Annotated in this window: 8 protein-coding genes; 6 read left to right on the forward strand and 2 right to left on the reverse strand. The window is 43.7% G+C overall.

The window, feature by feature from the left end; translation table 11 throughout:
- The first annotated feature begins 386 nt into the window (after nt 1-386).
- The 3 genes from csaB to PUQ00_RS31245 all read left to right on the forward strand — a co-directional run bounded on the left by csaB (nt 387) and on the right by PUQ00_RS31245 (nt 3,320).
- Entirely contained in the window at nt 387-1,430 is a 1,044-nt protein-coding gene (gene csaB, locus PUQ00_RS31235; protein ID WP_300423758.1) for a polysaccharide pyruvyl transferase CsaB, read from the forward strand.
- A 193-nt stretch (nt 1,431-1,623) separates the two neighbouring features.
- Nucleotides 1,624-3,081, forward strand: coding sequence for a glycosyltransferase family 87 protein (locus tag PUQ00_RS31240; protein WP_300423746.1), 1,458 nt, complete (start codon nt 1,624-1,626; stop codon nt 3,079-3,081).
- Nucleotides 3,078-3,320, forward strand: a complete 243-nt coding sequence (locus PUQ00_RS31245) for a hypothetical protein (RefSeq protein WP_300423748.1) — start codon at nt 3,078-3,080, stop codon at nt 3,318-3,320. Before PUQ00_RS31240 ends, PUQ00_RS31245 begins: the two co-directional genes overlap by 4 nt.
- Before the next feature lies 1 nt (nt 3,321).
- Here the strand turns inward: PUQ00_RS31245 and pgeF are convergent, their stop codons facing one another.
- Nucleotides 3,322-4,107: a peptidoglycan editing factor PgeF gene (pgeF, locus tag PUQ00_RS31250; protein WP_300423750.1), complete on the reverse strand. Its 786-nt coding sequence runs from the start codon at nt 4,105-4,107 to the stop codon at nt 3,322-3,324.
- A 78-nt stretch (nt 4,108-4,185) separates the two neighbouring features.
- Here pgeF and PUQ00_RS31255 point away from each other — a divergent pair, with 78 nt between their 5' ends.
- Together PUQ00_RS31255 and PUQ00_RS31260 are read left to right on the forward strand one after the other, a co-directional pair.
- The gene (locus tag PUQ00_RS31255; RefSeq protein WP_300423751.1) at nt 4,186-5,004 is read left to right on the forward strand and encodes a biotin--[acetyl-CoA-carboxylase] ligase; all 819 of its coding nucleotides are present in this window, start codon (nt 4,186-4,188) and stop codon (nt 5,002-5,004) included.
- 90 nt (nt 5,005-5,094) lie between these two features.
- Nucleotides 5,095-6,672, forward strand: a complete 1,578-nt coding sequence (locus tag PUQ00_RS31260) for a M23 family metallopeptidase (protein ID WP_300423753.1) — start codon at nt 5,095-5,097, stop codon at nt 6,670-6,672.
- Between the two features lie 79 nt (nt 6,673-6,751).
- Here PUQ00_RS31260 and PUQ00_RS31265 read toward each other — a convergent pair whose 3' ends face one another.
- Nucleotides 6,752-7,429, reverse strand: a complete 678-nt coding sequence (locus PUQ00_RS31265; protein WP_300423755.1) for a riboflavin synthase — start codon at nt 7,427-7,429, stop codon at nt 6,752-6,754.
- A 339-nt stretch (nt 7,430-7,768) separates the two neighbouring features.
- Between PUQ00_RS31265 and PUQ00_RS31270 the strand changes: the two genes are divergently transcribed.
- A partial coding sequence (locus tag PUQ00_RS31270; protein ID WP_300423756.1) for a bifunctional nuclease family protein occupies nt 7,769-8,212 on the forward strand: 444 nt, incomplete at its 3' end.

Genomic DNA, 8,212 nt, shown 5'->3' on the forward strand with positions numbered 1-8,212 from the left:
CTAAACCCTTTTAACTTCTTTCTTTCTTTGTGACGGCAGTCGCTACAACTCTTGGAACCCCCCTTCGGGTTCACCAGTCGCCTACGGCGGGAAACCCGCCTACAGCGCTGGATTCACCGCAACGCGCTGCCTCTCCTTTGCGTCCTTCTCCCAAGGGGAGACGCTAACGCGAATGCGGTTCGTTTTTCTTTCTTGTATTTAAATATGGTTTAGCGCATCTTCATACAGAATTGGTATAACTATCTTCTACATTATTCAAAATAGAACTTGGGAATGAGTTTACCATCTGTATTGGGGACAGAGATTCATTTAACAATAGCTATTAATCTAAAATCGTTAGACTGAGCGAAGCCGAAGTCCAAAATCCAAAATCCAAAATGGTCAAGATGCGAGCGTTATTGTCTGGATATTACGGTAAAGGCAATGGTGGTGACGAAGCTTTGTTGGCAACGCTTTTGCAAATGTTACCATCTCACGTAACGCCTGTGGTGCTTTCTGGTAATCCACAGCAAACGCGCGATCGCTACAATGTAGAAACCTCTGATCGCATGGCTCCCTTACTTGTGTTGCAAGCTTTACGCTCTTGTGATGCCTTGATTTGGGGCGGTGGGAGTCTCATTCAAGATGTTACCAGTACTATCAGCCCATTTTATTATGGGGGACTGATGGCATTAGCGCAGAAAATGGGTTTGAAAACTGTTGCTTGGGCGCAGGGTATTGGCCCGTTAGTGCGTCCGCAAACTCGCTGGCTGGCACGGCAAACCTTTGGTAATTGTACCAAAATTAGTGTCCGCGATCGCGCCAGTGCGGCTTTATTATTTGATTGGCAAATTCCTTGTATTATAGCTCCTGATCCGGTTTGGGCGTTGGAATCTAAACCAGTACCGGGACTTTGGGATTTACCAGCGCCGAGAGTTGCCCTAACGTTGCGATCGCATCCCCAACTTACAGAAACACGTCTGGCAAACTTAACTCGTGCTTTGGTTGACTTTCAAAAAGCCACACAAGCATTTATTTTACTACTGCCATTTCAAAAAAGTGAAGATTTAAGTATTGCCGAAGCTATTCAACCACATCTTAAAAATGTCAGCAAGATTTTATGTCTAGAAGATCCGCAACTTTTAAAAGGTGTGTTTCGCGGCGTTGAAATGGCAATTGGGATGCGCCTGCACAGCTTGATTATGGCTGCTGCTGAAGGTTGTCGCTGCTTTGCTCTCAGTTATGACCCGAAAGTAAATCGGCTCATGGAAGATTTGGAAATGCCTGGATGGGATTTAGCGAGTTTACCAGATGACCCCAATTTGATTAGTCTGACTTGGATGGAGCATTACGCTAATGGTGATGCTTTATCATCAGAGAAAATCCAATCTTTGGTGGATGGTGCTTTACTGCACTGCGAGTTATTGAGCCAAACTTTTTGTAATAATTAAGACCAAAACCCCAATAACTGTAACAGCGCGTATTCCATGCAACCGAGAACCGCTAGAGGTAATTTTATGGCGGGAAGAGAGTAATTGTCAAAATTTGGCAAATTGATTATAAAAATACTTAAGTATCCTTTATAACGACTGACTTCCGCGATATTATTTACGATATACATAAATAATTCTTGAAATCATTCCGATGATCAGTTTTGGCTTTTGGAACCTAATTATAGTAACTCTAGTTGCTTTAGTTCTCAAAAATAATTGGCGATTAGATGATGAGAAAGCAGTGTGGAAAAATTCTTTATTCTTAAAATCTTCTGTAATCCAACAGTTGATCCAATTTTTTCGTCAACCAATTGTTAACTTTCTCGTCCAAGCAGCTGTTGTATTAGTCGTTACAAGATTCCTTTGTTATACAGGTTGGCTAGTTTATTTCCTAAATCAACCAAATCCACCCTTATGGGATTTTAAGTGGTATTATGTAGCGAGTAAATTGGCTCATCAGCATTTGAGTCCTTTTAATGTCGAGATATTTAATCAAAGTTTCTGTACCCTAACTAAGATATGTGGCTTTATTCCACCATTTGTCTATCCACCTAATATTATTCCTCTGATTTGGTTTCTCGGTTATTTTTCGATCAATAGTGCATTTACAATCTGGGTTGTGATGCATATATTAGCAATTGGTTTGGCTTTATGGGGAGCTAATATCCTGCTGGAGTCAAAGTCGCGAGCTTTCAGAACTATTTGTACAATCTCGGTTGCCTTGATTTATGGCTTAGTTCGCGATCTTCAAGTTGGTAATGTTGCCATTTTCGTTGCAGTTCTGATCTTATGGATGTTTATCTTTGCCAGAAAACATCAGGATATTCCAGCAGGAGTTTGCTTGGGGCTTGCCCTTTGTAAACCAACATTAGCTGCATTATTCGTTCTGTATTTTATACTTAAAAGACGGTTTTCTCTAGTTTTTATCTCTGTTGTCACACTAACTTCTCTAGTATTTATAGGTCTAGCCTTAACGGGCAATTCTTTGACACAATTCCTGTCAGATGCATCTCGGGGATTTTCACTCTGGCTAAATGATCCATCAGTTAGCCCCTATATTTCGATTAGTCGCCTCGATTTGGCGGTCGTGGGCCCGAGATTATTTCCCAATAACCCATTCTTTGCCAAGCTTTTGTCAGACTTAATTGTTCTAATACTTGTTGGTTTAGTTGGTTGGTATTGGTATCTACAACAATCTCTCACAGGCTGGTCAAAAAAAATTTACTTAGCAGAAATGGTACTAATTTCTTGCTTGAGTATTGCCATCAACTATTCACAGGACACTAGTTCTGTGATGTTAATACCTGCTGTTGTTTTTTTGCTAAATGATTTGCTGTTTCAGATTAGGCATTGTACATTCTCTATGAAAAGAATGTCTGTTTGGTTAGTAGGAGTTTGCTCTCTTGCAATACAAACAGCAGTTATTCATGGCTGGCTCATCGGCTCTCTAGCAAATCACTGGAATGTGAAAGCAGGGGAATTGCCATACATGATGAAAGTAACTATCTTCGCCCTACCGAGTTATGCCATTTTAGCAATCATTGTGAGTGTTTTAGTCTTAGCAATTAGTTCCCTGCGTCAAAAACAGGTGTCGAGCAACTTGGTTTGAGAATTCGAGGACAGCAGATTGCTCAATACGCTAACGGTAGCGAAGAATCTATCGGCGTGACTGAAGCCGTAATTATTGAATTGACAGGACGGGAAACTACTGAAGCAACATTAGTTACAGGTGATATAGTCTTGATTGGACAAACGGTGTTTGAGACGCGGGATTTATTGGTGGACTGTAGAAATCAGCGACTGATTCCGAATCCTGAACATCCTAACTATCCCGTGATGAGAATATAAATTAGTGACTAGTTTTGCCACTAACAATCCCTGACCACTGAACTTTTTTCTCTTTCTCCCGACGGTAAGAAAAGAAATGCTCTGGAGTTTGGAAAGTACAATAAGGTGCGATCGCAATTTGTTCTGCACTAATCCCCATATTTTCCAGTTGTAAGACATTCACTCGCCGGACATCCAGCCTTACCTTTCCAGGATTGGGATCTTCCAGCAAAGGTGAATTTGGTAGCTCATGTAGTGCAGTTATAATTTTTTGTTCGTCTTCATGTGGTATAATGCTAGCCCCGATTTGTGCAGCCACATCGATAGAAACTTGGTAAACTTCACCAGCGATCGCTGGGCCCATTGCAATTTTCAAATCATCCAGTTTGCTGCCTTGAGATTGTAGTCGAGCGATCGCTAAAGGCACAATCTTTTTAGCAGTCCCCCGCCAGCCTGCGTGTAATGCTGCCACCTGTCCAGTTTTCACATCCCCAATCAGCACAGGTGTACAATCTGCACTAGCTACCCAGACTGCTTGTAGAGGCTGTTCGCTAATTAAACCATCCGCCGATGCTAAATCCTCTTCATGAGTGCTTAACATCGTATCAATTTCTTCAGGGGTGAGAACAGTATTGCCATGTACCTGCTTTAAGCGATAGACTGATGCCTCTGGTTGCAATACTTCTGTGATCGCTTGTGGCGATCGTGGCCAAAACTGCTGGGTAAAGAAGCCGTGATCCCAACCTTCCAGAATACTACAAGTCAGATAGGGCAGTCCTTCCCAATTGCGCCAGTACCAAGTGTGCATCTTCAACCAAACCTAAACGGAAAATCACTCATCAGCCAATCAATGCTAACTTGAACAACGGAATTTGGGTAAACTGCTGTGGGATTTAATCTGCAAAACTTGGAAGCAGCCCTGAAAGCAGGGCGTAAGTATACATATTTACCATTTTCCCTCCACTTTTTTGAAAGCGTCTCCTCAACTAACCAAACCCTCTGGGACTTACTTAACCAAGGGGCTATTTCAGGAACAGTAGTAATGGCAACTGTGCAATCTGCTGGGCGGGGACAATGGGGACGTCAGTGGGTTTCTCCTGTTGGGGGATTATATCTTTCCGTGGCAATTTCTTTCGACCACAAAATAGAGGCTACTGAGAGCTACCAGCTAACTTTTGCTACTGCTTGGGGAATTGCTTCTCAATTGCGTCAGCGCGGTGTAGATGTTGGGATAAAATGGCCCAATGATTTAGTTTTAAATGGTCGCAAACTAGGCGGCATTTTGACAGAAACCAAAGTAAACAAAGGACAAATCACCCAAGCAATAATTGGTGTTGGTATTAATTGGAAAAACCCAGTACCAGAAACTGGAATCAATCTGGAATCGTGGCAAGCTTCCCAAGATTTCAGACCAATTTCTTGTCTGGAAATGCTCACCTCTACAGTCTTACTAGGAATAGAATCCGGTATGGAGTGCCTTTGCCAAGAAGGAGTAAGTATACTCTTGTCTCGCTATCTAGATTTGCTTACAAATATGGGTGATCAGGTATACGTCAATAATCTTTCAGGTACTGTAGTTGGAGTGACATCTCAAGGAAATTTACGAGTTGATTTGGAAACAGATGATACAAAGGAACTAATTACACCGGAAATTTATATTGAACCCGGTACAATCAGTTTGGGATACCATAAATCTTCCATTTAAATTTGAGGTTTGTTGAAAATTTAGCTCTTTGGGCAAGACAAACCACTAGCATCATCTCTTTAGGCTAATTACACACAACTGAGAGAACAAATGACGCAGCGCAATAATTCTGCCCATAATCGTTTGCATTACTTATGGCAGCGAGGTCTGACGAAAAAACGTTTTGCTTCGACGCTACCAGCTCAGAGCCTCTGTTGGCTGAGTAGCGTTAGCCTCCTTAGCGGCGGCTTCGTGTTTGCCCAAACGGAAACACAAATAGACAACATCGTTCCCACTGTTGAAAGTTCCCAACCAACAGCAGTTACAAATCCAGTTAAAGCTTCGACTCCGCTCAGTTTGAAAAAACAGACTATTGCGCCCGAAGCAGTGTCAGCGCAACCGGAATTTTCCCAACGGCGAGCCAGACTCAGACTCAGATTAGGCAAGCCAGAGGTTGCTCAATCAAAAGAGCCAGTTAGGCAGTCTACACCCAAAATCGAAACTGCCCAACCTGTTGTAATTATCAGACAGTCAAAGCCGAAAGTAGAAGCCTCCCAGGTTATTCCTGCAAGGGTGAGACCGGAAAAACCCAATACCCCTGCCCGCTCTTTACCTGAAAAACTAAGAGAAGTTGCTCAACCATCAAATAACTCCAACAGTACTGTCAGTGCAACGGCGGCGAAAACCAAGGATTATAATAACGCCTATATTGATCCTAATAGTTATGACAGTGGTGCCACGGGTACTTATCAAGCACCAAATTCTGTAATTCTCACAGACCGTTCCAGTGGTTGTCGAGCCACCTTGCCGTCAGGGCAAAGTCTATTAGGCGGCATTTGCGCCAAAGTACCCCAAAAGAGCGTAGCTGATTCTAATGGTACAGCACCTAATTGGCTCAGAAGAAGTCAAAACGCACAATTACCAGTAGTTCCACCCGTGCGGCAGATTGCAACTACTGGCAACACCAGCAGATGGCGTCCTACTGAAAGTGGTTCTAGCGGTGTCACCAAGAGCGCATTTCGCCCGAATCGGTTTATTCCGAATCCCGGCGAGTTCAGCCCCACAACAGTGAGTGCAACTCCGATCACGCCCAGTGGTGGTACTTTACCTCCACCAATGGCAGATGGTAACATTGCGCCCCGCCCCAGCACCGTAGCTTACGACTTCTCACTGGCATCAGTATTGCCGCGAATCCCCTACACGGGGACAGTCGCCTATAGTGGTACGGGAATGATGTATCCATTGTCTATTCCCGCTCCCATTACTTCTTTGTTTGGTTGGCGAATTCATCCAATCACAGGCGATCGCCGCTTTCATGCTGGTACAGACTTGGGTGCGCCTACGGGGACACCAGTTTTGGCAGCTGCTGCTGGTCAAGTAGAAACTGCTAACTGGGTGGGTGGTTATGGTTTAACCGTTATCCTAAATCACAAATCTGCTGAACAAACTCTCTACGGTCACATGTCACAAATCCTTGTTCAACCTGGTCAGTGGGTACAACCTGGAACTGTCATCGGGCTAGTTGGCAGCACCGGGAACTCCACAGGCCCTCACCTGCACTTTGAAGTCCGTCACCTGACACAAGATGGGTGGGTTGCTACTGACCCAGGTGTGGAATTACAGTCAGCCCTCAGCCAGTTAGTGCGAGGCTTGCAAACCGCCCAGGTAAGCCAACAACCAGGCAGCTAAAAGAAAGTTAGGAGTGAGGAGTGAAGAGTTATGAATTTAAAACTCCTAACTTCTAACTCCTAACTCCTAACTTTTTTAGTTACAAATACCCGTGTTCTGTTAAGAATGCGGGTGTAATGCCATCTATACTATTATCATCAGGGGCTGTGGTGTTGGGGTTGCCAGAGTAAAGGAATTTTTCGACGTATTTGCCGAGAATATCCCCTTCTAGATTCACCAAACTGCCAGGAACTAAATAGCGAAGATTTGTCTCGGCATAGGTGAGGGGAATTACCGCTACTTTGAATTGGGATTCTGGCTCATATGCGGCGACTGTGAGGCTGATGCCATTGACAGCAATGCTACCTTTAGGGACAATGTACCGTGCGATCGCTTCGGATGCAATAAAGGACATTTCCCAAGAACTAGCCGTTTGTTCTGCCACTAGCAATCGACCGATGCCATCTACATGACCCATCACAAAATGACCGCCAACTTTGCTGCCCACTTTTAGCGACGCTTCTAAATTGACATATCTCTGTTGCGTTTGCTCACCTCCTAAAGTCGTGCGGCGTAGAGTTTCCGGTGAAGCCGTGGCGATAAACCCGTCTTTTAAAACTTTTTCTACTGTCAGGCAAACACCATCTACTGCAACACTGTCACCATATGCCAAATCTTGCATAATTACTTCACCCGACTGGCTTACACAAGTAATTTGCCAAGAATCGCCCCCTAAGGGTTCCATCGTTCCTAATGCCTGGATTAATCCTGTAAACACGGCTTTTTTGTCAAACTAACTCTATTTATTGCCTAATTTTGGCTGAAGTCAATTGGTAATTGTCACAGAAATCTCGAAGATCCAAGTATATTTTCTGACTTTTTTCGGATAGGGATATTAACACATTAGCATCGTTCACAAGGCATACTTGGGTAAGAAGGTTATTGTCTAAGAAGACCAATTTGACTTACTCTGGTTTTCACCACAAGTTCGGAGTTTAATAGAAGCAATTATAGAGAACAAATGCTTATGTTTATTACTCTCACCAAACCCCCGAAAAATGGGTACTATTTGTTACACAGTATCCAAGGCTGTCAAAGGATTGTAGAGGCTTAGCCAATGATTGAAATGAAAGTCGCTGGCATAGCATTAGATGCCATAACCCGCAGCCCGATTGTACTTTTGAAAGATTCTTCAGATCGGCGGGCTTTGCCAATTTACATCGGTCAGGAACAGGCTAGGGCAATTATGGGCGCACTGGAGAATCAGAAGCCTCCTAGACCCTTAACCCACGACCTGATTGTGAATCTTCTAGAGACTTGGAACATGACTCTAGAAAAGGTGATTATTCATTCCCTACAAAAGGATACATTTTATGCAGCTTTAATTGTCCAGCAAGGCGAAGTCAAAAAAGAAATTGACGCACGTCCTAGCGATGCGATCGCCATTGCCCTCCGTACAAATACTCCCATCTGGGTAATGGAAGAAGTGATTGCCGATGCTTCTATCCCTGTTGATCGCGATGCAGATGAAGCCGAACAGCAAGCCTTCCGTGAATTTATT

It is taken from the genome of Nostoc sp. S13 (assembly GCF_029379315.1).
Lineage (GTDB): Bacteria > Cyanobacteriota > Cyanobacteriia > Cyanobacteriales > Nostocaceae > Nostoc.

What these genes read in the sequence shown, in the direction of transcription:
- csaB (WP_300423758.1), top strand. Translation starts at nt 387, where the DNA reads ATGCGAGCGTTATTGTCTGGATATTACGGTAAAGGCAATGGTGGTGAC.
- PUQ00_RS31240 (WP_300423746.1), top strand. Translation starts at nt 1,624, where the DNA reads ATGATCAGTTTTGGCTTTTGGAACCTAATTATAGTAACTCTAGTTGCT.
- pgeF (WP_300423750.1), bottom strand. Translation starts at nt 4,107, where the DNA reads ATGCACACTTGGTACTGGCGCAATTGGGAAGGACTGCCCTATCTGACT.
- PUQ00_RS31260 (WP_300423753.1), top strand. Translation starts at nt 5,095, where the DNA reads ATGACGCAGCGCAATAATTCTGCCCATAATCGTTTGCATTACTTATGG.